The organism is Lacticaseibacillus absianus, from assembly GCF_013407595.1.
Taxonomy (GTDB): Bacteria; Bacillota; Bacilli; order Lactobacillales; family Lactobacillaceae; genus Lacticaseibacillus; species Lacticaseibacillus absianus.
Map to the genome: position 1 here is coordinate 622,877 of NZ_JABEKX010000001.1, position 23,545 is coordinate 646,421.

Annotated in this window: 24 protein-coding genes; 18 read left to right on the forward strand and 6 right to left on the reverse strand. The window is 62.8% G+C overall.

The genetic code is table 11. From position 1 onward, the window contains the following. Positions 1-180: 180 nt before the first annotated feature. Positions 181-414: a phosphoribosylaminoimidazole carboxylase gene (locus HII33_RS02490; protein ID WP_179394215.1), complete on the reverse strand. Its 234-nt coding sequence runs from the start codon at positions 412-414 to the stop codon at positions 181-183. Positions 415-538: 124 nt separating this feature from the next. Between HII33_RS02490 and HII33_RS02495 the strand changes: the two genes are divergently transcribed. The 4 genes from HII33_RS02495 to HII33_RS02510 all read left to right on the forward strand — a co-directional run bounded on the left by HII33_RS02495 (position 539) and on the right by HII33_RS02510 (position 3,146). Continuing rightward, positions 539-1,312, forward strand: a complete 774-nt coding sequence (locus HII33_RS02495; protein WP_179394216.1) for a TatD family hydrolase — start codon at positions 539-541, stop codon at positions 1,310-1,312. Positions 1,313-1,322: 10 nt separating this feature from the next. Next, positions 1,323-1,889 (forward strand): ribonuclease M5, encoded by a 567-nt coding sequence (gene rnmV, locus HII33_RS02500; RefSeq protein ID WP_179394217.1) that lies wholly within the window; start codon positions 1,323-1,325, stop codon positions 1,887-1,889. After that, positions 1,882-2,760: a 16S rRNA (adenine(1518)-N(6)/adenine(1519)-N(6))-dimethyltransferase RsmA gene (gene rsmA, locus HII33_RS02505; RefSeq protein WP_179394218.1), complete on the forward strand. Its 879-nt coding sequence runs from the start codon at positions 1,882-1,884 to the stop codon at positions 2,758-2,760. The genes rnmV and rsmA overlap by 8 nt, the downstream gene beginning before the upstream one ends. 134 nt (positions 2,761-2,894) lie before the next feature. Then, the gene (locus HII33_RS02510) at positions 2,895-3,146 is read left to right on the forward strand and encodes a Veg family protein (protein WP_179394219.1); all 252 of its coding nucleotides are present in this window, start codon (positions 2,895-2,897) and stop codon (positions 3,144-3,146) included. A gap of 146 nt (positions 3,147-3,292) precedes the next feature. On the opposite strand, the gene HII33_RS02515 is transcribed toward HII33_RS02510, so the two are convergent. Then, positions 3,293-3,685: a CopG family transcriptional regulator gene (locus HII33_RS02515; protein ID WP_179394220.1), complete on the reverse strand. Its 393-nt coding sequence runs from the start codon at positions 3,683-3,685 to the stop codon at positions 3,293-3,295. A 178-nt stretch (positions 3,686-3,863) separates the two neighbouring features. Between HII33_RS02515 and ispE the strand changes: the two genes are divergently transcribed. Next, positions 3,864-4,712 (forward strand): 4-(cytidine 5'-diphospho)-2-C-methyl-D-erythritol kinase, encoded by an 849-nt coding sequence (gene ispE, locus HII33_RS02520; protein WP_179394221.1) that lies wholly within the window; start codon positions 3,864-3,866, stop codon positions 4,710-4,712. A 396-nt stretch (positions 4,713-5,108) separates the two neighbouring features. Here the strand turns inward: ispE and HII33_RS02525 are convergent, their stop codons facing one another. Continuing rightward, entirely contained in the window at positions 5,109-5,480 is a 372-nt protein-coding gene (locus HII33_RS02525; protein ID WP_179394222.1) for a hypothetical protein, read from the reverse strand. A gap of 161 nt (positions 5,481-5,641) precedes the next feature. Here HII33_RS02525 and HII33_RS02530 point away from each other — a divergent pair, with 161 nt between their 5' ends. From HII33_RS02530 to HII33_RS02570, 9 genes are all read left to right on the forward strand, one after another. Further along, positions 5,642-6,520: a cation diffusion facilitator family transporter gene (locus HII33_RS02530; RefSeq protein WP_179394223.1), complete on the forward strand. Its 879-nt coding sequence runs from the start codon at positions 5,642-5,644 to the stop codon at positions 6,518-6,520. Positions 6,521-6,722: 202 nt separating this feature from the next. Further along, entirely contained in the window at positions 6,723-7,055 is a 333-nt protein-coding gene (locus HII33_RS02535; RefSeq protein WP_179394224.1) for a PadR family transcriptional regulator, read from the forward strand. A gap of 4 nt (positions 7,056-7,059) precedes the next feature. Next, entirely contained in the window at positions 7,060-7,866 is an 807-nt protein-coding gene (locus HII33_RS02540; protein WP_179394225.1) for a hypothetical protein, read from the forward strand. Positions 7,867-8,588: 722 nt separating this feature from the next. Next, positions 8,589-9,437 carry a pur operon repressor gene (gene purR / locus HII33_RS02545; RefSeq protein ID WP_179394226.1) on the forward strand — a complete coding sequence of 283 codons (849 nt, stop codon included), beginning with the start codon at positions 8,589-8,591 and terminating at the stop codon, positions 9,435-9,437. After that, the gene (locus tag HII33_RS02550) at positions 9,434-10,576 is read left to right on the forward strand and encodes a VanZ family protein (protein ID WP_179394227.1); all 1,143 of its coding nucleotides are present in this window, start codon (positions 9,434-9,436) and stop codon (positions 10,574-10,576) included. The genes purR and HII33_RS02550 overlap by 4 nt, the downstream gene beginning before the upstream one ends. A gap of 147 nt (positions 10,577-10,723) precedes the next feature. Then, positions 10,724-12,115 carry a bifunctional UDP-N-acetylglucosamine diphosphorylase/glucosamine-1-phosphate N-acetyltransferase GlmU gene (gene glmU, locus HII33_RS02555; RefSeq protein WP_179394228.1) on the forward strand — a complete coding sequence of 464 codons (1,392 nt, stop codon included), beginning with the start codon at positions 10,724-10,726 and terminating at the stop codon, positions 12,113-12,115. 379 nt (positions 12,116-12,494) lie between these two features. Continuing rightward, positions 12,495-13,463: a ribose-phosphate diphosphokinase gene (locus HII33_RS02560; protein ID WP_179394229.1), complete on the forward strand. Its 969-nt coding sequence runs from the start codon at positions 12,495-12,497 to the stop codon at positions 13,461-13,463. 130 nt (positions 13,464-13,593) lie between these two features. Continuing rightward, positions 13,594-13,971 carry a large-conductance mechanosensitive channel protein MscL gene (gene mscL, locus HII33_RS02565; RefSeq protein ID WP_179394230.1) on the forward strand — a complete coding sequence of 126 codons (378 nt, stop codon included), beginning with the start codon at positions 13,594-13,596 and terminating at the stop codon, positions 13,969-13,971. 504 nt (positions 13,972-14,475) lie between these two features. Then, a complete protein-coding gene (locus HII33_RS02570) occupies positions 14,476-17,205 on the forward strand; it encodes a YhgE/Pip domain-containing protein (RefSeq protein ID WP_179394231.1) in 2,730 nt (909 codons plus the stop codon). A gap of 107 nt (positions 17,206-17,312) precedes the next feature. On the opposite strand, the gene HII33_RS02575 is transcribed toward HII33_RS02570, so the two are convergent. Further along, a complete protein-coding gene (locus HII33_RS02575) occupies positions 17,313-18,362 on the reverse strand; it encodes a YdcF family protein (RefSeq protein WP_179394232.1) in 1,050 nt (349 codons plus the stop codon). An 81-nt stretch (positions 18,363-18,443) separates the two neighbouring features. On the opposite strand from HII33_RS02575, the gene HII33_RS02580 reads away from it, so the two are divergent. Beyond that, positions 18,444-18,890, forward strand: coding sequence for an NUDIX hydrolase (locus HII33_RS02580; RefSeq protein ID WP_179394233.1), 447 nt, complete (start codon positions 18,444-18,446; stop codon positions 18,888-18,890). Positions 18,891-18,950: 60 nt separating this feature from the next. On the opposite strand, the gene HII33_RS02585 is transcribed toward HII33_RS02580, so the two are convergent. Further along, a complete protein-coding gene (locus tag HII33_RS02585; RefSeq protein WP_179394234.1) occupies positions 18,951-20,291 on the reverse strand; it encodes an HD domain-containing protein in 1,341 nt (446 codons plus the stop codon). Further along, entirely contained in the window at positions 20,288-21,121 is an 834-nt protein-coding gene (locus HII33_RS02590; protein ID WP_179394235.1) for a lipoate--protein ligase family protein, read from the reverse strand. Before HII33_RS02590 ends, HII33_RS02585 begins: the two co-directional genes overlap by 4 nt. Before the next feature lie 215 nt (positions 21,122-21,336). On the opposite strand from HII33_RS02590, the gene HII33_RS02595 reads away from it, so the two are divergent. The 3 genes from HII33_RS02595 (at position 21,337) to rpoE (ending at position 23,480) form a co-directional block, all read left to right on the forward strand. After that, entirely contained in the window at positions 21,337-22,278 is a 942-nt protein-coding gene (locus HII33_RS02595) for a formylglycine-generating enzyme family protein (protein WP_179394236.1), read from the forward strand. 88 nt (positions 22,279-22,366) lie between these two features. Then, a complete protein-coding gene (locus tag HII33_RS02600) occupies positions 22,367-22,813 on the forward strand; it encodes a YwiB family protein (protein WP_179394237.1) in 447 nt (148 codons plus the stop codon). Positions 22,814-22,856: 43 nt separating this feature from the next. Continuing rightward, positions 22,857-23,480: a DNA-directed RNA polymerase subunit delta gene (rpoE, locus tag HII33_RS02605; RefSeq protein ID WP_246287254.1), complete on the forward strand. Its 624-nt coding sequence runs from the start codon at positions 22,857-22,859 to the stop codon at positions 23,478-23,480. The last annotated feature ends 65 nt before the right edge of the window (positions 23,481-23,545 follow it).

Below are 23,545 nucleotides of genomic sequence, written 5' to 3' on the forward strand. Positions count from 1 at the left end.
CTGAACTAATTGCGCCTAGACAAACAGCGACCGCCCTTGCTAACCCGAATTTGGGGTCCGCAGGGCGGTCGCTGTTTGAGTCTGAACGAGTTGTGCTTGGGGCCGCCCGGGAACGCCCCGTCATGCGATGACGTTGGCCTTGCCTTGGCGGTCATTCCGGGGGCGAGTGCGGCCCGCGGATTAGCCAAGCCGGTCGAGGCTGCCTTCAATGACGGGGTAGCTGGCGAGCTGGGTCAGGTCGGTGTCGAGCGGCACGGTGTAGAGCAGCAGGTGGACTTTGGCAGGCGCCTCCTGCTTGAGTTGCTTGAGCTGCGCTTGCGCAGCGGCGTGATCGGCGCTGGCGAACACGACCTCGACGACCCGGCGGTGGTCCAGGTCGGTATACGTGCGCACGATCAAGTCGATGGTGGCCATCTATATTCCTCCTAACGAATTCGCTTATGATTATAGCAGAAAATCGTGTGGGTGCGGGAGATTTTTCGAGCCGCGTGCCGAGTAGTGTATAATAGACGGGACAAAGACGAACCGAGGCAAACCGATGCAAATTTTTGATTCTCACACGCACCTGAACGATACCCCTTACGCCGGTCACGTCGCCGAGTACGTCCAGCAGGCGCAGGCTCTGGGCGTTACCGAGATGGCAATCGTCGGCTCTGACACCGCGCTGAACGCCGGGGCGATGGCGCTGGCCGCGGACTTCGCCGGCCTGTACGCGATCGTCGGCTGGCACCCCGAGTCGAGCAAGGACTACACGCCGGCGGCCGAGGCGACGCTCTTGGCGCAGCTGGCGGCGCCCAAGACCGTTGCGCTCGGGGAGATCGGCCTGGACTATCACTGGGACACCAGCCCGCGTGACCGCCAGCGCGAGGTTTTTCGCCGACAGCTGGCGATCGCGCGCGACTTGCACATCCCAGTGTCGATCCATACCCGCGATGCGTGGGCGGATACCTATGCGATCCTGAAGGCGGCTCACCTGGAGGACTTCGGCGGGGTGATGCACAGTTTCACCGGCGACGCCGAAGACGCTCGGCGGTACCTGGATCTGGGGATGTACATCTCCTATTCTGGCATCGTCAGCTTCAAGAACGCGCCGGCGGAGCACGAGTCCGTGCGGGTCGTCCCAGCGGAGCGCCTGCTGGTCGAGACGGATGCGCCGTACCTGACACCGGTGCCCTATCGCGGCAAGCCGAACCAGCCGGGGTACACCCGGTACGTGGTGGACGCGGTCGCCCAGTGGCGAGACGCGACGCCGGAAGCGATCGCGGCGACGACGCGCGCCAACGCCCACCGGCTGTTCGGGTTGGGCGACTGAAAGGATGAACATGACAGCATTCAAGCAAGTGATCGTGGTCGAGGGCCGCGATGACACCAAGCGCCTGTTCGAGGCGTTCGGCCCGATCGACACGATCGAGACCCGCGGCAGCGCCATCGATGACGCCACGCTGGCGCTGATCCGGCGGGCGCAGGCGGCGCGCGGCGTGATCGTGCTGACGGACCCGGATTTTCCGGGTGAAAAGATCCGCAAGACGATCAGTCGCGCAGTGCCCGGCGTGACGCACGCCTTTTTGCCTCGCGCGGCGGCGGTGCCGGACGGGCAGGGCTCGCTGGGCGTCGAGCACGCCAGCCCGACTGCCTTGCGCCAGGCGCTCGCGCACCTCGTCACAGAGCAGGTCTACGCCACGCCGCTGATCCCGCGTGAGGACCTGCTCACGGCGGGGCTTCTGGGCGGGGCCAACGCCCGTGCGCGGCGTGAGCGGCTCGGGGAGCTGCTTCACATCGGGTACACTAACGGCAAGCAACTGCAAAAACGTCTGGCCCAGTTTCAGATCACCGAAGCGCAATTCGCAGCCGCGCTGCGCCAATTAGAAGAGGAGACGCCACATGCCTGAACACATCGCGACCCCGAGTCGCACCAACGAGATCCTGCGTCGCCACGGGTTTCGCTTCAAGAAGAGCCTGGGGCAGAACTTCCTGACCAACCCCAAGATCCTCGCCAACATCGTCGCGGCAGGGGCCGTGACCGCCGCCGATGATGTGATCGAGATCGGTCCGGGGATCGGCGCGTTGACCGAGTTTCTTGCCACCGCTGCCCACCAGGTCCTGGCGCTTGAAGTCGACCCCCGCCTGCTGCCGGTCCTGGCCGAGACGCTGGCACCGTACCCGAACACGACCGTGGTGGAAGGTGACGTGCTGAAGGCCGACCTCGCCACGTTGATCGCGACGCACTTCGACGGCCAGCACGCGATCAAGGTCGTTGCCAACCTGCCGTACTACATCACAACGCCAATCCTGATGCACCTGATCGACACGCCGATCGCTTTCGCCAGCATCACCGTGATGATGCAAAAAGAGGTGGCCGCGCGCTTGACGGCCCAGCCGAACAGTAAGGACTACGGTAGCCTCTCCATCGGCGTGCAGCAGCACATGGATGTCGCCGTCGCCTTCACGGTCAGCCGCACCGCCTTCGTCCCGGCCCCCAACGTTGACTCTGCGATCGTCACCCTGACGCGCCGGGCCGAGCCGCTGGTCACGGTCCGCGACCAAGCCGCGTTCGACAAGCTGGTCCGCGGGAGCTTCGTCGCGCGGCGCAAGACGCTGTGGAACAACCTGATCAACCTCTACGGGAAGGATGAGGCGACCAAGGCCCGCCTGACCACTGCCTTGGCGCAGGTCGGCGTGGCGCCGAGTGCGCGGGCCGAGCAGCTGACCATCAGCCAATTCGCGGCACTGGCGGAAGCCCTGGCGGCACCGGCGCGCTAGGCACGCCACATCCATGAGAGAACGCTAAAAAATCAGGGCTGGCGCGCGGTCAACAGTTGCGGGATCTTGATTGTAATGGTATAATTGCAAATTTCTTGCGTTCGTGCTATGATAGGCGCCAAGGGGTGAAGTGCATGCCAATTACAATCGCAAGCATCAAGCAACAACTCGATTCTAAGATCGGGGAAAATCTAACCGTTGTCGCTCAGGCTGGTCGCAAGAAAGTGACCCGCCGCAAGGGAACGCTCAAGGAAACGTACCCCGCGATCTTCGTCGTTGATCTCGATCAAGACGAGAATGCGTTCGAGCGGGTGTCTTACAGTTATGCCGACCTCCTCACCAAATCGATCCAGATCACATTTGATGGCGAAGAAAAAGCGTCTTAAAAAACCGGCTGTTGGCCGGTTTTTTTAGTACATCTGATTCGGGTTGGCCGCCCGTTACGGCGCGATCACAGGCTGATCGGGCTTTTTGGCTGTGGTGGCACGGCCTGATCGCCTTAAGCATGCGTCCGTCTGGTGTCGCCGAATGCTCATAACCCGTAGGCTGCCTTGATCGGCCGCGACGCCGAGCAGACGCCGTAGACCTTGATGGTCGCCACGGTCGCCTGTAGCAGGTCGAGTGGCACGTCCTGCTCGATGATCAGCATGCCGTAGACCTTGATCGTCTGCACCTTGTTGGCGGCGTGCAGCGCCTGCAGGGTCTTGGTGGTCAGGACCATCAGCCCGAGCGTGAAGTCATCGGTTTGCTCTTTGGCGAGCAGCGGGGTGAGGTAATCTTGGCTGGCGTCGAGCTTGCTGTGCACCGCCTGGAGGACGAAGTCGGTACGGTTGCGGTAGAAGCCGTTGGCGACAAGCAGGTCGATCGCGGCAAGGTCGGCGGACGTAAAGTTGAACGTCAATTTTTCAGTTTGGGTATCACGCATTATAACCATCTCCTTGGATGGCTATAATATACACTGAGTGCTCGCGGCTGTCAAGCAGGGCGCACCGATCCCGCCCGCGGCACGTTCGCGCGCGGTTTTTCCAACCCGCACGAGGAACGCGTGTAATTTGCTTGCGAAACCAGTATACTAATAAGAAAACAAGAGACTGGTGGTACTTATGGAAATCGTCCAGAAAGCCCCGGCCAAGATCAACCTCAGTTTAGACGCCCTGTACCGCCACCAAGACGGCGAACACGAGTGGAAAATGGTGATGACGTCGGTCGACCTAGCGGATTACGTGCACATCCGGCCGGCGGCGACGATCCAGGTGACGACGGATAGTGGCTTCCTGCCCGAAGACCCGCGTAACCTCGCCTATCAGGCGGCGCTGGCACTGGCAGCACACGCTGGCGTCCGTCAAGGCGCGCGGATCCACATCGAGAAGCACATCCCGGTGGCAGCGGGGCTCGGTGGGGGCTCATCGGACGCCGCCGCCGTGTTGCGTGGGCTGAACCAACTGTGGCAGCTGGGGTACAGCAATGCACTGCTGGCGGAGATCGGCCTGACGGTGGACTCGGATGTCCCGTACTGCGTGTATTCACAGACAGCGCTGGTGACTGGCCGCGGTGAGATCGTTCAGCCACTCGGCGCGCTACCGAGCTTCTGGGTGGTGTTGGCGAAGCCGCGTGTGTCCGTGTCGACGCCGAGCATCCTCAACGCGATCGATTACGCGCAACCGATGCCGCGCCCGGACACGGACGCGGTGCTGATGGGGATCGCATCGCGGGATTTTGGCTTGATGGCACAGGGGATGTCGAACAGCTTGGAACAGCTGACGGCTAGCCGCTACCCGGAGATCACTGCGCTCAAGACGCGCCTCGTGAAGTACGGTGCGCGGGTGGCGCAGATGTCTGGCAGCGGCCCGACGGTGTTCGGCTTGTGTGAAAAAGCCTCCCGTGCGCAACGGGTCTATAACAGCATGAAGGGCTTCTGCCGTGAGGTGTACTTGGTCCGCCCGCTCGGCTGATCGGCCCGCAGGCACGAGGTGGAGACCCCAACTGGGTCTCGCCTGACGAATCAGCACGGCCCCCAGTCTAACCCAAGTGTGCGGGTCTGACTGGGGGCCGTGCTGATTCAGCGTGCGTTGCTCGCCGTGAGTGACGAGCAGACCGGCGTTAGAATGCCTCGCTGCGGCGTTCGGTAGCGCCGGACGGCAGCAAGGGCTTCACTGCGGCGTCCGGCACAGCGGGACGGCAGCAAGGGCTTCACTGCGGCGTCCGGCAAAGCGGGACGGAAGCAAGGGTTTCACTGCGGCGTCCGGCAAAGCCGGAAGGAAGCACCGGCGCCGCTTGATGGTTCGGCCTGGTTTGAGATCGGTGGGTGGCTGCCGCGAGCCGCTAATGATGGCTTGGTGCCTGTGTCTTCAGCTGTATTTGCGCCGGGTCCAGAAGTGCCGCTTCGGTCGCGGATCGGGGGCGGCCGCCATGTAACGGCCGTCCGGATCCGTCATCATCCAGCGCTGCCCTTGTGCGAGCGGGTGATACCGCCAGAGTCGGGCGCCGGCCGGCCCCAGGGTCACCCCATCGAACGCGATGATCCGGGTGATCGCGGTGAAGCAGTCGCCGAGCGTGGTTTGGAACATGAAGCCCGAGTAGCGATCGGCGCTCAGCGTCACCGCGGTGGCGTGGACCTGTGCCAGCAGCCGGGCGGCTTGCGGGTCCTCACCGAGCTCGGCGGCCAGGGTTTCGTCGAAAGTCTGGAGCCAGTCAACGGCGCGTTGTTCATCTTGACGCATGATTCTCCTCCTCCAAAACCCGTCCGCTCCCCAGCGGACGGTGATCGTGTGACCCCTTTAGTCTAGCACGATCCGTGCGCCAAACCTCGGGCCCAAGGCGGAGACGGTTGACTTTGGCCGAGCCGGTCGCCACAATGAGGGGATAGAAAGAGGTGTAGGAATTGAAACAACCGAAGCCAAATCAAGCATTTCGTTGGGGGATCATCCTCAACGCCGTCTACATCGTTGCAGAGGTCACTTTTGGCTTGATGGTCGGCTCCATCGCACTGGTTGCCGATGCGATGCACAACCTGAGCGACGTGCTCGGGCTGGGGATCGCGTGGTTCGCGGACTGGCTGTCGTGTCGCCAGCCGACGATCCGGCGCACGTATGGGTACAAGAGCTCGTCGATCCTTGCAGCGCTGGTCAACGCCGTCTTCCTGCTGGTCGCGATGGGCGCGATCATCGTCGAAGCGGTCCAGCGCTTCGGCCACGCCCAGCCAGTGGCCGGGGGCGTCGTGATGCTCGTTGCTGGGGTCGGGATCTTGGTCAATGGGGCGACGGCGCTCTTGTTCCACAGCGGCCAGCAGCACGACTTGAACATCCGTGGGGCGTTCTTACATATGGCCGCGGATGCCGGTGTGTCGCTCGGGGTCGTCTTGGCCGGGGGCCTGACGCTGTTGACCGGGTGGGCGTGGCTCGATCCGCTGGTGTCGATCTTGGTCGCTGTGCTGGTCCTGATCAGCACCTGGGGCCTGTTGCGCGACGCCGTGAACCTCGCGATGGCCGCCGTGCCCAAGGCGATCGACACCGCCGCGGTGCGCGCACTGATCGAGGCGTTCCCGACGGTGACCGCGTGCCACGATCTGCACATCTGGGCGCTGAGCACGACCGACGTGGCGCTGACGGTGCACGTGACGCGCAATGTCAGCAGCGACAACGATCAGTTCCTCGAGCAGTTGAGTCACAAGTTGCGCCATACGTTCGAGATCGCGCATGTGACGATCCAAGTCGAGTACGGCGATTACCAGCCGCTTCAGCAGCGTGACAACCCGTACTGACCGAGAGGGACACGCTCGTGGGGAATGCAAGGCGCCCGAGCGCGGCGCTGGAAGGACCAGCTTTTGGCGCGCGTGCCCCGAGTAACGGACCGAATGTGAGACCAGTTCAGCACAAGCTGGGCTGGTTTTTTTATACTTTGCTTTACAAGGCACAGTGGTCGTCATATACTTTGTCTTGCAAAGTAGCGAAGAGGAGGACACCATGACCAAGATTTCGTCGCAGTTGCTCAAAGGGGTGCTCGAACACGCTATTTTGATGATGATCGCGCAAGGGGAGACCTATGGCTACGCGCTGATGCAGCAGCTGGCCACAGACGGGTTCGGGCCGATTCCGGAAGGGACCGTGTATCCGCTGTTGCTCAAACTGCAGCGCAACGGGCTGATCACCGCCGCGCGCCACGCTTCAACGACGGGGCCGGATCGCAAGTACTACCAGATCACCGCGGCGGGGCGTGCGCAAGTGGCGACGTTTTTACCGGAGTGGCAACAGTTGGTGGGCGCAATGACCGCCTTGATTCAAAAAGAGCAGGAGTAGTGAGATGAACAAACAGTTGGATCTAGTCAAGTCGAACGATCGGCGGGTCGAGGCACTCCATGGGCTCGATCGCATGTACGCACAGACGCTGGTCACCTATATTCGCGCGCACTGGCATAAGGATCGTGAGGCGATCGAAGACGCCATCCAAGACATCCTCATCGACTTGGTGACGGCGCAAGCGGAAGGCATTGCAGCGAAGGCCTACTTTGGCACTGATCCGCAAACGGCGGCGGATGAGATCGTGCGAGAGTTGCCTGCGGCCGCCCCGGCGCAGTGGTTGATGCGGCTGTGGCCGGGGGTCAATGGCATGGGCTTATTATCGCTCGGTGGGGTGGTCTTGACCCTCGGGCTGGGTGAGGCGTTCGATCTGATGGATGCGGCGAGCTGGTTTATTTTTTTGGTCCTGTTCATGCTGGTCGCGCCACTGTTTCGGGGCCTGGACTTTAACCGCCTGAAGCGCCGAACGGTGTGGCGCTTCGCCCTTGGGCTCGTGGTCGTGATCGCGGTGTATGTCGGCGTGTTCTGGTTGCCGGATATTCCGATAACGGCCCCCGTGGCGCAGCGGATCGCAGGCGGCCTGGTCGGCGTGTTTGTGGTGGCCAATGGGGGCCTAGCCGTTAAGTTTAGACGTCTGGCGGTGCCGTGGGTGCTGGCCTGGGCGGTCGGTGGGGCGCTGGCGATGCTCGCGCTCGGGCTGGGCCTGACCCTGTGGGCTAGCTTCGGGGTCGCGCTCGCATTGTTCGGCTGTGGCCTTGGGGTGGAGCTGTACCAGGTGAGCCATCTGCATGTGGTCGCGCAGATGGGCTAAGCTGGCGCGCGGTGCCTGTGAGGCCCCTCGTGTGCCGGCGACACCCCGTATGATTACGCGCGAGTGTAACCGCTTGCCAAAAAATCAACGGCGTGCTACAGTAACGTCGAGCTCGAGTCTAAGGTGATGTCGGACAGCTGCCGGCACCGGTGACCTTCAGGCTTGGTGAAATCATCCAAGGCTTTCGCCTAGTAACCCCCACAGAGCATATGCAGTGAAGCGTCGCGTACTGACGGACGCAAAGGCCAGTGGTATGTGGATGAATCGATCGTGCGAACCGTCGGGTTGCCCCTGCTCCGGCAGGCATCTAATCAAGTCCGGCCGGTGTGCTGACGCACCGGCCACGCAAGGCCCACGCGGCGTCAAGCCGCTGCGGCCCTGCGGCTCCGCCTGGCAACGGCGGGTCACGTCAGCCAAAGGCGCGCTGGGGGCTTCCCTGGGGCGGCTTTGGTGTGTCTGGGCACGCCAAAAACGACAGGTCGGGCCACTGACTCGCCAAAGGGACGGCGTCGCGACAGCTTGTGGCGGGGCGTGAAGTGTGTTAAGCTACTAAACTTGTGTGCACGGCAGCGGGAAATGACGCGAAAAATGCATTTTCGCCGAACGTTCCCTGTTTTTTTGCCTTTTTATCTAGGAATTTCAGGAACAATCCCATATAATATTGGAGATTGCAGCGTTAGACTGCGCGATAATCCAAATATTCGGAGTTAGGAGAACATAATATGAAAGTACGGCGAAGTGACCGCTTGATCGATATGACGCGGTACCTGTTGGAACGGCCCCACACGCTGGTGCCACTGACGTTTTTCTCGAAGCGCTACGAATCCGCCAAGTCCTCGATCTCGGAGGACCTCGCGATCGTGCGCCGCACGTTCGCGCAGCGGCAGACGGGGATCCTTGAGACGGTGCCCGGGGCCGCTGGTGGGGTGCGCTACATCCCGATCATCGGGGAACAGGAGGCGACGGGCTTCATCACCGAGATGGCGCACCGCCTGTCGGAGACCGATCGCCTGCTGCCAGGGGGGTATGTCTACCTGTCCGACTTGCTCGGCACCCCTGAGGTCTTGCGGCAGATCGGCCGGTTGATCGCCACCCAGTACCTCGACGCCCATGTGGACGCTGTGATGACTGTGGCGACCAAGGGGATCCCGATCGCCCAGAGCGTCAGCCAGTACCTGAACGTGCCGTTCGTGATCGTGCGGCGCGATTCCAAGATCACGGAAGGCTCCACCGTCAGCGTCAACTACGTCTCGGCGAGCTCCGCTCGGATCGAGAAGATGGAGCTGTCCAAGCGCAGCCTGCCGGCCGGTTCACGGGTGCTGATCGTGGATGACTTCATGAAGGGCGGCGGCACCGTCAACGGGATGCGCAGCCTGATCACCGAGTTCGACGCGAGCCTGGTCGGCATCTCGGTGTTTGCGGAAGGCAACTTCTCCGGCGACCGCATGGTGACGGACTACACGAGCCTGATCCGCGTCGACGAGGTCGACACGAAGGCCAACACCCTGCACGCCGTGGCGGGCAATTACTTGGCCAAAAACGTGCAGCGCTTCAAGGAGCTGGGTGAATGAGTGCCTACCTCTACCCAGTGAAGATGGCGGTGATCATTTTTCCGTTCCTCGCCTTGGCGCTTGCGCTGCCATTCATGATCGGGCAGTACCGGCGCTACGGGAGCTTCGTCTTCTGGCGGGCAGTCGTGCTGTACACGTTCGTCTTCTATCTGATCAGCGCGTATTTCCTGATCATCCTGCCACTGCCGAGCGTGGCCAGCGTCGCCAAGCTGACGACGCAGCGATACAACCTGATCCCGTTCACCGCGCTGCGCCAGTTCTTGGCGACCACGGTGTTCGATCCGCTGGCGCCGCACACGTGGCTGGCGGCGCTGCGCCAACCCGGGTTCATTCAGCCGGCGTTCAACGTGGTGCTGACGATCCCGTTCGGCGTGTACCTGCGCTATTACTTCAAGCGCCCGCTGTGGCAGGTCGCGCTGATGAGCTTCGCGCTGTCGCTGTTCTTCGAGCTGACGCAGCTGTCCGGGCTCTACGGCTACTACCCGCGGCCTTACCGGCTGTTCGACGTCGATGACCTGATCTTGAACACGACCGGTGGCCTGATCGGGGGGCTGCTGGCGCCGACGCTGATGCGCGTCTTCCCGTCACGTGATGAGATGGACGCCGCGAGCTATGCGAAAGGGACTCACGTGACGCTGATGCGCCGCTTCGTCGCCTTCGTGATCGACAACGTGGTCGTCGTCGGGGTGATCACCACCCTGTTCAGCCTGCTGGTCCACCTGCTGGGCGGCGACCGCCTGCTGGATAACGTGCAGCTGGCGAGCATCGGCCCGATGCTGATCGTGTTCATCTTGTTCCCAGTGCTGACGCGCGGGCAGACCCCGGGTAAGGCGTTGGTGAAGATCAAGATCGTTAACGAGGACGGGACGCCGGTCACGTTCTGGCGCCTGGTCTGGCGCGAAGTCCTGCTGTACGGCGTGGCGCTGCACAGCCTGGGGGCGTTCAACACGTTCTTCATCGAAGTCTTCTCGAAGTTCCACCGGACCGACATCAACTTCATCCTGCTGGGCATTTTTGGCGTCATCACCGGCTTCTTGGTGGTCAACTTCCTCTGGGAGCTCATCACGCGCGACAACCGGTATTTCTACGACGTCTGGGCCAAGACGAAGCAGGTCAGCACGGTCGAACACAAGGTCTAGCCGATCAAAGACGCGCAATGCGCGTCTTTTTCGCTTTGGTTAAGATATTGGCCTACCTGATTGCGCTTAGCGGGCGGCTAGCTTATGATAATTGAGTACATCACACTGCGCCTAAGCGCGCGACTACAAGATGGGAGCAATCATATCATGTCTGGAAAATACACGATCATCCTTGCGGCGGGCAAGGGGACGCGCATGAAGTCGAAACTGTACAAGGTGTTGCACCCGGTGTGCGGCAAGCCGATGGTCGATCATGTCCTGACCGAGGTCGAGAAGACCGCCCCGGATGAGGTGGTCACGGTGGTCGGACACGGCGCCGAAGCGGTCGAGGAGACCCTGGGCGAGCGCAGTGCCTATGTCGTCCAAGAGACGCAGCTGGGGACTGGGCACGCGGTGCTGCAGGCCGAACCGCTGCTGGGCGATAAGGACGGTATGACGCTGATCGCCAACGGGGACACGCCGCTGCTGACGGCGGCGACGTTCGAGAAGCTGTTCGCCTACCACAAGGATAAGGGCGCGGCGGCCACGATCCTGACCGCCAAGGCCCCGGACCCGACCGGCTACGGGCGGATCATCCGCAGCGAGATCGGCACGGTGCAGAAGATCGTGGAGCAAAAAGACGCGACCGCCAAGGAAGCTGAAGTGGACGAGGTCAACACCGGCGTCTACTGCTTCGACAACCAGGCGTTGTTCAAGGCGCTGCACCAGGTGACCAACGATAATGCACAAGGGGAATACTACCTGACCGACGTGATCGAGATCCTGAAGAAGGCGGGCGCGATCGTCGCGGCCTATAAGATGAGCGATTTTGACGAGTCCATGGGGGTCAACGACCGCGTGGCACTGGCGGCGGCGACCAAGGTGATGCAGGCGCGCATCAACCGCCAGCATATGCAAAACGGCGTGACCCTGATCGACCCGGTCGCGACCTACATCGACCGCGACGTGCAGATCGGGGCGGACACGGTGATCGAGCCCGGCGTGACCTTGAAGGGCCACACGGTGATCGGCAGTGACTGTGTCATCGGGGCCCACTCCGCGCTGGTCAACGCAACGCTGGAAGACCACGTGACCGTGACCAGCTCGACCATCGAGGATTCGATCATGCGCGCGGGGTCTGACATCGGCCCGAATTCCCACCTGCGCCCGCAAAGCGACATCGGCGAAGGCGCTCACCTCGGGAACTTCGTCGAGATCAAGAAGGCGACGATCGGGGCGCGCACCAAGGTCGGCCACCTGACCTACGTCGGCGACGCGACGCTCGGCACCGACATCAACGTCGGCTGTGGGGTCGTCTTCGTCAACTACGACGGGGTCAACAAGTGGCACACCAACGTGGGGGACCACAGCTTCATCGGCTCCAACGCCAACCTCATCGGACCGGTCGAGATCAGCGACCACAGCTTCGTGGCGGCGGGCTCGACGATCACGGACGATGTGCCGTTCCACGCGATGGGCATCGCACGGGCGCGTCAGAGCAACAAGGCGGACTTCTGGGATCGCACCGCGCTGGCGACCGATTCGGAATGGAATCAGTGAGTGCTGACCAGACTGTGGGCTGAAGCAGCGTCAGCTCAGCGGCTCAAGGCGGCCTGTCGTGACCCGAACGCGGGTCGCCGGCGGGCCGCTTTTTGGCGCGTGGGCACTGGCTAGCGGGCAGACCGCCGGCCGCGTCGTGGGTTATTTTTCTGAAAATTCGCGGCCAGCGCCGCGATCGACCCGGTGGCGTGGTCCGCTCGAAGGTTGGCCTAGCGGGAGCGGTCAGATTTGTAAGGGAATCGGGGCAAATGGCCGCGTAATTGCGAAATTTTTGTTATAATGGGGCTATGAGTGCTTGAAAACGGGGGCCAACGCTTGCTTGGTGGCCGTTTTCCGCCAGTTTTTGATGGAACGCAAACTTAATATCATGGAGGAAACCATGCCTTACTCTGACCCAAAGTTGAAGATTTTTGCCTTGAACTCGAACAAACCACTGGCGGAAAAGATCGCCGCGGAAGTTGGCGTCGAACTCGGGAAGTCATCGGTGAACCGGTTTAGCGACGGCGAAATTCAGATCAACATCGAAGAAAGTATTCGTGGTGATGATATCTACCTGATCCAGTCCACCTCGGCGCCGGTCAACGACAACCTGATGGAGCTGCTGATCATGATCGACGCGCTGAAGCGGGCCTCCGCACACACGATCAGCGTGGTCATCCCGTACTACGGCTACGCGCGGCAGGACCGCAAGGCGCGTTCCCGTGAACCGATCACGGCCAAGCTGGTCGCGAACATGCTCGAGCGCGCCGGCGCCAACCGCGTGCTCGCGCTGGACCTGCACGCCGCGCAGATCCAAGGCTTCTTCGATATCCCGGTCGACCACCTGATGGGCGCGCCGCTGCTGGCAGACTACTTCATCCGCAACGGCTACGCCAACGAGGACACGGTCGTCGTGTCGCCTGACCACGGTGGCGTGACCCGGGCGCGCAAGCTGGCAGAATTCCTCAAGGCGCCGATCGCGATCATCGACAAGCGCCGGCCGCGGCCGAACGTTGCGGAAGTGATGAATATCGTGGGTAAAGTCGATGGCAAGCGCTGCATCATCATCGACGACATGATCGACACCGCAGGGACCATCACCCTGGCGGCGCAGGCCCTGAAGGATGCCGGGGCGACCGAAGTGCTCGTGGCGGCGACGCACGCGATCTTCTCTGGTCCGGCCACCGAGCGCCTGACCAACTCCGTGATCTCCCAGGTCGTTGTGACCGACTCCATCAACCTGCCGGAAGACAAGAAGATGGACAAGCTCGTGATCGTCTCCGTCGGCCCGCTGATGGGTCGCGCGATCACCCGCATCCAAGAGAACAAGCCGGTTTCCCCGTTGTTCGAGAACCGCTTCACCAAGTAATCAGCTCAGGCCACGGCCGCGCCCTTTGGGGGACGCGGTCGTTTTTGGTCACCTGTGTGGCGAGGCAAAAAGCCCCAGTACTCGCGCAAAATCAGGTATAATGAAATCAAAACCATAAGGAGGGAATATCTTGTTCAAAGAATTCAAGCAATTCATTATGCGCGGCAACGTGCTGGATCTGGCCGTCGGTGTCATCATCGGGGGCGCGTTCACCGGGTTGGTCACGTCCTTGACCACGAATCTGATCAACCCGATCATCGGGCTGTTCACCCGGAGCACGAACCTGACCTCCATGTCCGTGACGGTGATGGGCGCGAAATTCACGTACGGCGCCTTCCTGAACGACGTGATCAATTTCCTGATCGTCGCCTTCGTCGTGTTCCTCTTGATCCGGACGGTCAACCGCCTGCTGCCACCCAAGGCCGCTGAACCCGTCGAACCTGCTGGCCCGACCAAAGAAGAACAGCTGCTCACCGAGATCCGCGACCTGCTGGCCGCCAAACACTGAACACCGCGCCCGCCGCTCCGGCGGGCTTTTTGGTGACCAGAGCGACACAAGGCCGCACTTAGCGGGACGGATAGCATCGGCCAGCGCGTTGCGCCCCGCACTTGGGCGCGATGTGATGGGCGTGGCTATACGCGCCCGCGTTGGCCTTGCGTCGCTCGACGAGACCAGAGCGAAACGGTGGCACACTTAGGGCGACGCGCTGGGCGTGACAAGCTGCCTGCCCGTTGCCAGCGTGTCGCTCGACGAGACCAGAGCAAAGCGAGGCCGCACTTAGCGGGCCGGCTAGCACCGGCCAGCGCGTTGCGCCCCGCACTTGGGCGCGATGTGATGGGTGCGGCTATACGCGCCCGCGTTGGCCTTGCGTCGCTCGACGAGACCAGAGCAAAGCGAGGCCGCACTTAGCGGGCCGGCTAGCACCGGCCAGCGCGTTGCGCCCCCCTGCCGCCGCTCCAGGCGGATGTGCTATAATGCGAAATAAATATTCTGATATTTGGAGGAGACCCCATGCGCAATATCCTAGCCCTGTTCGCCTTAGACTGGCGGCGCATCTTCAAGAGCCCCTTCGCGTTCCTGCTGATCTGTGCGCTGGTCGTGATCCCCAGTCTGTATTGCTGGTTCAACGTATGGGCATTGTGGGACCCGTATAGTAACACGCAGGCCCTCAAGGTCGCCGTGTACTCTGCGGATGTCCCGACCGAGTTTCGGGATCAGAAAGTGGCGATCGGCGACACCCTTGTGGCGGAGCTGAAACACAACAAGAAGCTTGGCTGGCGGTTCGTCGACTCGCGCCAAGCGGTGGTCGATGGCGTCCGCAGCGGCAAGTACTACGCGGGGATCGTTGTGCCGAAGCGGTTTTCCAAGGACCTGCTGTCGTTTGTCGACGGTCAACTGCAGAAGCCAAAGCTGGATTACTATGTCAACGAGAAGGTCAACGCGATCGCCCCGAAGATCACTGGGACCGGGGCTGCCACCCTGCAGAGCACGATCTCCACGGAATTCGTCGACACCGTCGCTAAGACGTTGGTCGGGGTGTTCAACCAAGCGGGGGTCAAGCTCGACGAGAATCTGCCGATGATCCGGCGCTTCGCGAGCCTGGTCACGACCACGGACGCGCAACTGCCGGTCATCACGGGCTACCTCGACCAGGTCAGCGCCCTTCAGGCCAAGCTCCCGGCGCTGCAGGCCAAGCTCCAAGCGGCTAATGAGATGGCGACTTATCTGCCGGCGGTCAACGCGATGGCCCAGAAGTTAGTCGGCGCCAACCAGTATCTGCCGCTGGTCGATGACGCGGGCCGGCTGGCCGTTCAGGTCCAGGGCAAGTTACCGGTAGTCCAGCAGGCCGGTCAGCAGCTGAGTGGGGTCGTCACGCATTTTGCGCAGCTCGACGTCGCTGTCGCGGACGCGCTGACGGTCACCAGTGGCGGCTTGACGCTGATCGATCAAGTCGACGGGACGCTGCCGGCCCTGACCGCTTTTGGTCAGCACGCCGCCAGCGCGGTCGACACGACGAAGGACACGGTGCTGCCGAAGGTCGAAGCAGCGTTGACGGTGGTCCAAAACGCCACAGATGCTGGCTTGACCCTGATCCAGGCGGGCAATACTAGCCTGCAGGCCGATCTGGCCACTCTCCAGGATTTGCTCGCTCAACTGACCACGGCGGACACCCCCGAGACGCGGACGGCGATCGGGGACCGGTTGACGGCGCTGGCGACTCGCCAAGGCCAGCTGGCGGACACCGCAACGGGACTGGCGGCGACCCTCCAGCAGCTGCAGGCTAGCCGGACTGCGATGGGTCAGCCCGCAAGTGCCGCTTTGACCCAGGCGATCGCCCGCCTCCAGCACCTGGCGACGGTTGCGACAACGGTGCAGATCCAGGCGCGCGCCTTGGCGCAGTCGGTCCCGACAATGCGCGTCACCGACTTGCAGGCCAAGCTCACGGCGCTGAGCACGGCTGGTCAGACGGTGGCTGATGCCGCAACTGCCCTGCAGCAGTTGGATCTGAGCACGGGTATCCGGCAGGTGCTCGTGGACTTCAAGGCCTTACTGCAGGACGCGAAGACGACGCTGGCGGCCCTGAACGATCAGCTGCTACCAGAACTTCCGCAGCTACTGGCGACGACCAAGTCGGTGTTGCGCCAAGCCAACACGTTTCTCAAGCAGGCCCAGACGCAGCTGCCGGCGCTGCGCCAGGAGCTGGAAGCGGCCAACACGCTGCTCAACGGGCACATGCAGCTGATCACCAGCGGTATCACCACTGTGGCGGGGCTCTACCAGACGGAATTCCCGGCGCTGCAGCAGAAGCTGACGCGCGCGACCGCGTTCATCCAACAAGACTTGCCCGCCGTCGAAGCCCAGTTGACCGAGACGCTGGGGCTGGCGAACACCAAGATGCCGGTCCTGGCGAGTGGGCTCGCAGATGCGCAGGCCTTCATCGACACTGACTGGCCCACGCTCAAAGACGCGATCCAGCGCGGCGCAGCGGCGATCCGCAAGGGGGAGCAGTCGATCGATCTCACGCAGCTGATCAAGTTGCTCAAGCGCGACGCGACGAAGGAGGCGAACTTCCTGGCCGCGCCAGTCACGCTGCACGAAACCGCCCTGTACCACATCCCGACTTACGGCTCCCAGTCCGCGCCGTTTTACCTCGCACTGTGCATCTGGGTCGGGGCACTGCTGCTCGGGGCGATCCTGATCACCGAGTACAGTCTACCGGCGGCGCTGGCGGGGGCGACGGTGCGTCAGCAGTATATCGCCCGCTGGCTGACGTTCGCCGGGCTGGGGATGCTGCAGGCGCTGATCGCGGCCGTCGGCAACCTGGTCTTGATCGGCACTTACGTCGTGAACAAGCCGCTGTACCTGCTGTTTGCGATGCTGCTCAGCCTTGTGTTCGTGTCGATCCTCTACGCCTTGATCGCGTTGTTCGGCAACATCGGCAAGGGCTTGGGGATCATCATCTTGGTCCTGTCGATCTCCGGGGCCGGCGGGAACTTCCCGGTCGTCTTATCCGGTCAGTTCTTCCAGGCGATCAACCCGTGGCTCCCGTTCACCTATGCGGTCAACCTGCTGCGGGAGACCGTCGGGGGCATCTACTGGCCGAACCTTTGGGTAGACATCTGGGCGCTGCTGGCTTTTGGCGCCGGGGCGTTCCTGTTGGGGCTGATGCTGAAAGCGCCGATCCGGCCGTGGATCGATAAGATGCACGCCGTGACGCGCAAGAGCAAGATCATTGAATAGCGATTGAGGCAGACCCCATTGGGACCAGCTGAAACAACCCATCCCCCTGTCATTGTGGCAGGGGGATGGGCTGTCTTCAGACCGGCACGCCGTTCAGCGAGTCTGGCTCAAGCGAGGCCTTGCTGAAGCGCCACGGCAATGGCGAACAGTGCGATCAAGCCGATGATGATCATGTGGCGACGCTTGTGGATCACGACGAACGCGAGGTACTCACGGATCACCGCGTTCGGCAGAAAATAAAACGAAGTGGCTGCGCCGACCCCGTTCGCCTTCAACCCCGCCGCCTTGGCGAAGATACCCGCGCGAAAGAGGTGGTAGTTGTTAGTGAAGAAGGTCGCCTTGAACGGCCGCTCGCCCCAGACCGAGCGGATCAAGGCGGCGGAGAACTTCATGTTCTGATAGGTCGTCTTGGAGGCGTCTTCGACCAGCGTGTCGGCTGCCGGGATCCCCTGCGCGATGGCGTAGCGCTGCATGGCCAGCCCCTCCGGCAGCTTCTCGTCGCCGCCTTGGCCGCCGGAGAAGATCAGCACCGGGTGCTTGCCCGTTTTTTGGATCTGCTTGCGGTAGAAGCGCAACCCGGCGTTGATCCGTGCGGCGAGTAGCGGTGAGACGCGCTCGCCGTCCAGCAAGCCGGCCCCTAACACGATCAGGAAGTCCTGGTCGTGGCGCGGCCGGTAGAAGTTGTACAGGACCAGGACCGTCAGGAAGTTGTACAGCGCCACCAGCTCGTAGGCGATGCTCAGGCTGAAGAAGACCGCCAGCCCGTTGTACAGCGGGTCCGGCAGCCACTGGCGGCCGAAGCTTGCGGCGAGCTCCAGCAGCAGGAGCCCGCCGGCGAGCACCAGCGTCAGCATGTTGCCCAGCGAGTGGCCCTCACGGCGCCAGACCACCCAGGCATTCCAGAGCAGCCAGACCAAGTGTAGCGCGAACAACAGGCCGATGATCAGGATGGCGATGATGAACAGCGTTCCGCAGACGGCGATCAGCAGGCGGTTGCCGGTCTGCAGGATCCAGGCGGCTAAGGCGCCGAGCCCGGCGATCAAGAACAGGTTGAACAGCAACCCGTTGGCGAGGCGGCGGGGCTCCCAGAGGAAGCTGCCGAAGAAGAGGCCGCCGAAGAAGAGGGCGGGCAAGTAGAAGAGCAGGCTAAAAGACATCGCGGGTTTCCTTTCGAGGTGGTGATGAGTGCGGCATGGGGTTATAATGAAGCCACTATTGGAAATAGGAGAGAATCGCGCATGATCGAACCAGTCTTTGGCCAAAAAGATCCGACAGTGGCTTATACCACGCGCATCGGCGTCTACGGGGTGATCCCGGACGCCAGCGGTAAGCGGCTCCTGATCCTGCAGGCGCCGAACCACGCCTTGTTCCTGCCGGGCGGCGAAGTTGAGGCGGGCGAAAGCGACGCGCAGACGCTGGCCCGCGAGTTGCTGGAGGAATTCGGCGTGCGCGTCACGCAGGGCGCGCGGCTCGGCCGTGCCAGTGAGTATTTTTACTCACACCACCGGCAGACGGCGTATTACCACCCGGCGACCTTCTACGCCGCCACGGCGCCGACGTGCGTCGCCGCGCCGCTAGAGGACTTCAATACGCTGATGCTGATGCCGATCGAATTGGCGGCGGCACAGCTCAAGCGCCCGACGCACCGCTGGGCCGTGGCCCAGTGGCTGAAGGCGCAACGGTAGATCACGCGGGGCGCCTGCGGGGACGTGACGTTGGTCGCGTCCCTTTTTTTTGCGCCGAACTCACTGCGCGATCAGAGTCCCGTTGAGCAGGTAAGCCTGAAACGCCGCGTACAGGTCGGCGTGTAGCGCGTCGCGGTCCTGGCTGAGCATCACCTTCGGGAAGTAGAAGCGCTTGTCGCCTGCGGCCTGGCCGCTGATCGCCGCGACCAACCGCGACAGGGTGGAGAGCTCTTCCAGGGTGCCGTCGGGTTGGATGATCTCGATCTGCGTCTTCGGGTTGGCCGCACTGGGGTCATACTGGTCGTAAGGCAGGTCGAAGCTGTCGTTTTCGGCCGTGTAGTAGTCGGGGTCGTAACCGACCTGCTCGACGAGGTCGCGCAGGCGCGGCAGCAGCGGCGCGGTACGATCCGTGAAGGTGACCGACTTCAGCGGTCGGCGGCTCAAGAAGCGATCGGCCAAGTCGCGCAGCACCGGATCGGGGTAGTCGAGCCAGTAGGTGAAGTAGGTGTTCAAGACGCCGTCGTCCAGCCGCAGGTAGTCCTTCAGGGTGAAGTTGCGGTCAAAAAACGGGATCAACAGCCGCGGGTTGAACTTGCTGTCGAACTGGCCGTCCTCGTACAGCGTCTTGGCCCGCTGCAGCAGGTGGGTGAGGATCATCTCCATGCCGCGGGAGACCGGGTGGAAGTAGATCTGCTGGTACATCTGGAAGCGGCTGACGATGTAGTCTTCGACCGCGTGCATACCGTTAGCGTCGAAGCCGATCCCGCCGGCGTATGGCCGCATCACGCGCAGGATCCGGGTGAGGTCGAACTCGCCGTACTTGGTCCCGGTGTTGTAAGCGTCGCGCAGCAGGTAGTCCATCCGGTCGGCGTCGATCTGGCTGGAGATCATCTGCACGACTTGCGGATTCGGGTAAGTGTGCGCGATCACGCTGGCCACCTGAGCTGGGAAGCCCGGCGCAACGCTGCGCAGGATGCGGTTGACGTTGGTCGTCGGATCGGTCAGGATCTGGCGGGTGATCGCCTCGTGGTCGGTGCCGAAGATGTGCTCGAAGGTGTGCGAGTACGGGCCGTGGCCGATGTCGTGCAACAAGGCCGCACACAGCGCAACGAGTCGCTCCGAGTCATCCCAGAGGCCATCGCCGGCGGTCTGCGTCGGGTAGTTGACGGCAAAATTGTCGCAGATCTGGCGGGTGATCTCGTACACCCCGAGACTGTGGGTGAAGCGGGTGTGTTCGGCGCCTTGGAAGACCTCATCGGCCACGCCGAGCTGCTTGATGCGGCGCAGACGCTGGAACTCTGGCGTGTCGATCAGGTCGAGGATCACCTGGTGGTGGACATGGATGTAGTTGTGGACCGGATCGCGAAAGACTTTTTCACGCGGTAAGTATTGGATCGTCATGGCGTGCCTCCTTCAAGCGCGGCGTTGCGGCGGGCCATATCCGCGGTGGCGGTGGCCAGGGCCTCAGTGTATGCCGCTTGGGTCAATGCCTGCGGAACGGCGAGTGGATCGACGGTGGCGCCGGCGTCGCGCAGCGCGGCGACGAGCTTGGCCGCCAGCGTCGTCGGGGTGTCGACCACCCCGGTCAGGGTCGTCAGCGCCCCCATCGCGGCGGGGTCGACCCGCGGGTAGACCGGCCGTGCGGCGCGTTCAGCCTGGGCGGCGGTGTAAAACGCGCGCATCAAGGCGCCGCGCGCCGGCTGGTCGCCGGCGACGCTGATGTAGGCCATCACGACCGTGCCCTGGCTGGTGCGGCGCTGGGCCAGCCCGGCGAACTTGCGCCCCTTGAGGCTGAGATCAAAGCGCCCGGGGCAGTAAGACGTCGCCACCTCGCCGACCTCAAGCGGCCGACCGAGCGCTGCGGCCACCCAATCCGCCATCAGCTGGTAGGCGGCCGGGATGCTCAGCGTCTCCGCAGGCAGGAACAAGCTTGCGTTGAGCACCTGCGCGTCGCTGACGACGCCCAGCCCGCCGGAATTGCGGACGAAGAGGTGGTAGCCGGCGCGGCGCAGGTGCTGGACCCCGGCGTCGAGCGCCGGCAAGCGCATATCTTGCATGCCCAGCACCACCGTCTGCGGGACCGTCCAGAAGTGGGCGATCACCGCCGGTAGTGAGACCGGGCGGGCGAGCAAGGCGTTCGTGTGGGCGAAGCTGGCCTGTCCGGCCCCGGTGCTGAAGTGCTGGCTGAGCACACCGACCGGCCCGTTGTGGGTCAGGGCTGCGAGTGACATGTGAAGACCTCCCTTTGTCTCCATTATAGTAGAACTGGCGCGCGAGTACACCCAGCAGCGGCGGAAAACTCGGTGGCTGCCGGTGAGACTGCTACAGCTGGACCGGTTGTCGCAATTCCGGGTATGCACCGGCATACCAACTAAGTTCGCGCTGGATTGTCACCGCTTACGCGACGTGCTACCATCGGATTATCAGTACAGAGGAGGAGATCTAGATGATACAGATCGCAGGCGGGTCCTACCCACTCGGCACGAACGATCCCACGAAGGGGTTCTTCAGCGATAACGAGACCCCGCAGCGCCAAGTCACCCTGCCGGCGTATGCCATCGACGCGACGACTGTCACGAACGCCGAATTCGCCGCCTTCGTGGCCGCCACGCAGTACCGCACCGAGGCGGAGCAGTTCGGGGATTCCTTCGTATTCCACGGCCTGCTTGACGCGGCGACGAAGGCGGCGAGCACGCCGGTGCCGGGGTTGCCTTGGTGGCTGGCCGTCGCCGGGGCGGATTGGGCCCATCCGTTCGGGCCGCAGTCGGATCTGACGGGGCTGATGGATCACCCGGTCGTGCATGTCTCGCGGACCGATGCGCTGGCGTACTGCGCGTGGGCGGGCAAGGACCTGCCGACCGAGGCCGAGTGGGAAGTGGCTGCCCGTGGTGGCGCCGGCTATGACCACTGGTACTGGGGTGATTGCCTGACGGCCGGCGGCACCTTCCACGCGAACACCTTCCAGGGCGATTTTCCCCGCACCAACGACGCGGCGGACGGCTATGTCGGCACGGCGCCGGTGCGCACCTATGCGCCCAACGGCTACGGGCTGTACCAAGTGATCGGTAACGTGTGGGAGTGGTGTCTGAATCCGGCTCGCATCCCGCTCAGCGCGTTCGAAATGCTGACCGCGCGCGACTATGCGCAGATGCACACGCTGGCACCGGATCAGGTCTTCGCCACGCGCGGCGGATCGTTTCTCTGCCACGAGTCGTATTGCCAGCGCTACCGCCTCTCGGCCCGCAACGGCCAGCGCGGCCAGTCGAGCGCCAGCAACCTCGGCTTCCGCTGCGTGCGCCATGCGGTGACCGCGACCGTGGCGCCCAGCCGACAGGCGCAGCGCGCGGCCGACTGGTGCGACTGCTGTCAGTCGGGCCCGACTGACTGACCGGGTCGCGCGGCAGTGACACCCAGCGCGCGCGCCTGCCACGCACGCGGCAGGTAAGGTATAATGGAGCCAAAGGACGGTGAATACAATGGATTTAGCACATGGGGTGTCGATCCAGATCCACTTGGAGACGTATGTGGAGCAGGAAGGCACAACGGAGAAGCACGTCTTCGACGAGCCGGGGACGCTGGTGCAGGTCGGCGATACACTGTATATCCGCTACCGTGAAGTGGACCCGGCGGCCGGCACCGATTACCCGGTCACGCTGAAGCTGCGCGGGGATGGGAGCGTGCAGCTGGCGCGCGGCGCCAGCGACGCGGACACCCACCTGCGGCTGCATTTTGCCAACGAGCGCCGCATCCTGACGCGGTACCGGACGCCTTACGGGGACATCCCGGTCGAGACGGTCACCCCGCGGCTGGACGTGCGCCTGACCGAGGCCCCGCTCAGCGGAGAGATCTACATTGAATACGAGCTGCTGGCCAACGGCGAGCACCTGGGAAATTACCGGATGAGATTGCAATTTTCAGTCTGAACAGGTATTATCAGGAATAGACTGTGGAAAGGGCGTGTACCGGTTGAAACTAGACGTATTTGCCGACGCGAACAAAGCTGAATTGTCCATGATCGAGGTGGCGCGCGCCATTCTCGAAGAGAAAGGTGACACCATGCCTTTCGTGGACATCGTGAATGAGATCCAAACTTATCTGGGCAAGCGCGACGAGGAAGTGCGTGACCGCTTGCCGCAATTCTACACGGACCTGAACGTGGATGGGAGCTTTATCTCCTTAGGCGACAACGTCTGGGGCCTGCGCGAATGGTACCCATACGAATCCGTCGACGAAGAGGTCAACCACCCCGAAGACGAAGACGACGCGCCACGCCGCAAGAAGCGCAAGAAGGTCAACGCCTTCTTGGCTGACGTGGCCGACGACGATGACGTCATCGACTACAACGACGACGATCCAGAAGACGACGACTTCGAGGACGACGACGAGGAAGAAGAAGAGGCCGAAGACGACACCGAGGCGGAAGACTTCACCGAAGACGCCGACGCGGATCCGGACGAGACAGACGACCCGGACGACGCGTTGCCTGACGGGATCGAAGGCCAGCTGGCCGAGTTCGGTGACGACGAAGAAGACGATGACGACGAAGAAGACACCGACTTCTCCGCGGACACGGACGACAGCGACGACTAAGCACGACCGAAGACAGGGACCGGCCACCGCCGGTCCCTGTTGCGTTATTTTGTCCCGGTGGCGCG

What these genes read in the sequence shown, in the direction of transcription:
- HII33_RS02525 (WP_179394222.1), bottom strand. Translation starts at nt 5,480, where the DNA reads ATGCGTCAAGATGAACAACGCGCCGTTGACTGGCTCCAGACTTTCGAC.
- HII33_RS02510 (WP_179394219.1), top strand. Translation starts at nt 2,895, where the DNA reads ATGCCAATTACAATCGCAAGCATCAAGCAACAACTCGATTCTAAGATC.
- HII33_RS02580 (WP_179394233.1), top strand. Translation starts at nt 18,444, where the DNA reads ATGATCGAACCAGTCTTTGGCCAAAAAGATCCGACAGTGGCTTATACC.
- HII33_RS02490 (WP_179394215.1), bottom strand. Translation starts at nt 414, where the DNA reads ATGGCCACCATCGACTTGATCGTGCGCACGTATACCGACCTGGACCAC.
- HII33_RS02540 (WP_179394225.1), top strand. Translation starts at nt 7,060, where the DNA reads ATGAACAAACAGTTGGATCTAGTCAAGTCGAACGATCGGCGGGTCGAG.
- rsmA (WP_179394218.1), top strand. Translation starts at nt 1,882, where the DNA reads ATGCCTGAACACATCGCGACCCCGAGTCGCACCAACGAGATCCTGCGT.
- purR (WP_179394226.1), top strand. Translation starts at nt 8,589, where the DNA reads ATGAAAGTACGGCGAAGTGACCGCTTGATCGATATGACGCGGTACCTG.
- HII33_RS02560 (WP_179394229.1), top strand. Translation starts at nt 12,495, where the DNA reads ATGCCTTACTCTGACCCAAAGTTGAAGATTTTTGCCTTGAACTCGAAC.
- HII33_RS02590 (WP_179394235.1), bottom strand. Translation starts at nt 21,121, where the DNA reads ATGTCACTCGCAGCCCTGACCCACAACGGGCCGGTCGGTGTGCTCAGC.
- rnmV (WP_179394217.1), top strand. Translation starts at nt 1,323, where the DNA reads ATGACAGCATTCAAGCAAGTGATCGTGGTCGAGGGCCGCGATGACACC.
- HII33_RS02585 (WP_179394234.1), bottom strand. Translation starts at nt 20,291, where the DNA reads ATGACGATCCAATACTTACCGCGTGAAAAAGTCTTTCGCGATCCGGTC.
- HII33_RS02550 (WP_179394227.1), top strand. Translation starts at nt 9,434, where the DNA reads ATGAGTGCCTACCTCTACCCAGTGAAGATGGCGGTGATCATTTTTCCG.
- HII33_RS02495 (WP_179394216.1), top strand. Translation starts at nt 539, where the DNA reads ATGCAAATTTTTGATTCTCACACGCACCTGAACGATACCCCTTACGCC.
- HII33_RS02570 (WP_179394231.1), top strand. Translation starts at nt 14,476, where the DNA reads ATGCGCAATATCCTAGCCCTGTTCGCCTTAGACTGGCGGCGCATCTTC.
- HII33_RS02535 (WP_179394224.1), top strand. Translation starts at nt 6,723, where the DNA reads ATGACCAAGATTTCGTCGCAGTTGCTCAAAGGGGTGCTCGAACACGCT.
- HII33_RS02575 (WP_179394232.1), bottom strand. Translation starts at nt 18,362, where the DNA reads ATGTCTTTTAGCCTGCTCTTCTACTTGCCCGCCCTCTTCTTCGGCGGC.
- ispE (WP_179394221.1), top strand. Translation starts at nt 3,864, where the DNA reads ATGGAAATCGTCCAGAAAGCCCCGGCCAAGATCAACCTCAGTTTAGAC.
- HII33_RS02515 (WP_179394220.1), bottom strand. Translation starts at nt 3,685, where the DNA reads ATGCGTGATACCCAAACTGAAAAATTGACGTTCAACTTTACGTCCGCC.
- HII33_RS02600 (WP_179394237.1), top strand. Translation starts at nt 22,367, where the DNA reads ATGGATTTAGCACATGGGGTGTCGATCCAGATCCACTTGGAGACGTAT.
- HII33_RS02595 (WP_179394236.1), top strand. Translation starts at nt 21,337, where the DNA reads ATGATACAGATCGCAGGCGGGTCCTACCCACTCGGCACGAACGATCCC.
- glmU (WP_179394228.1), top strand. Translation starts at nt 10,724, where the DNA reads ATGTCTGGAAAATACACGATCATCCTTGCGGCGGGCAAGGGGACGCGC.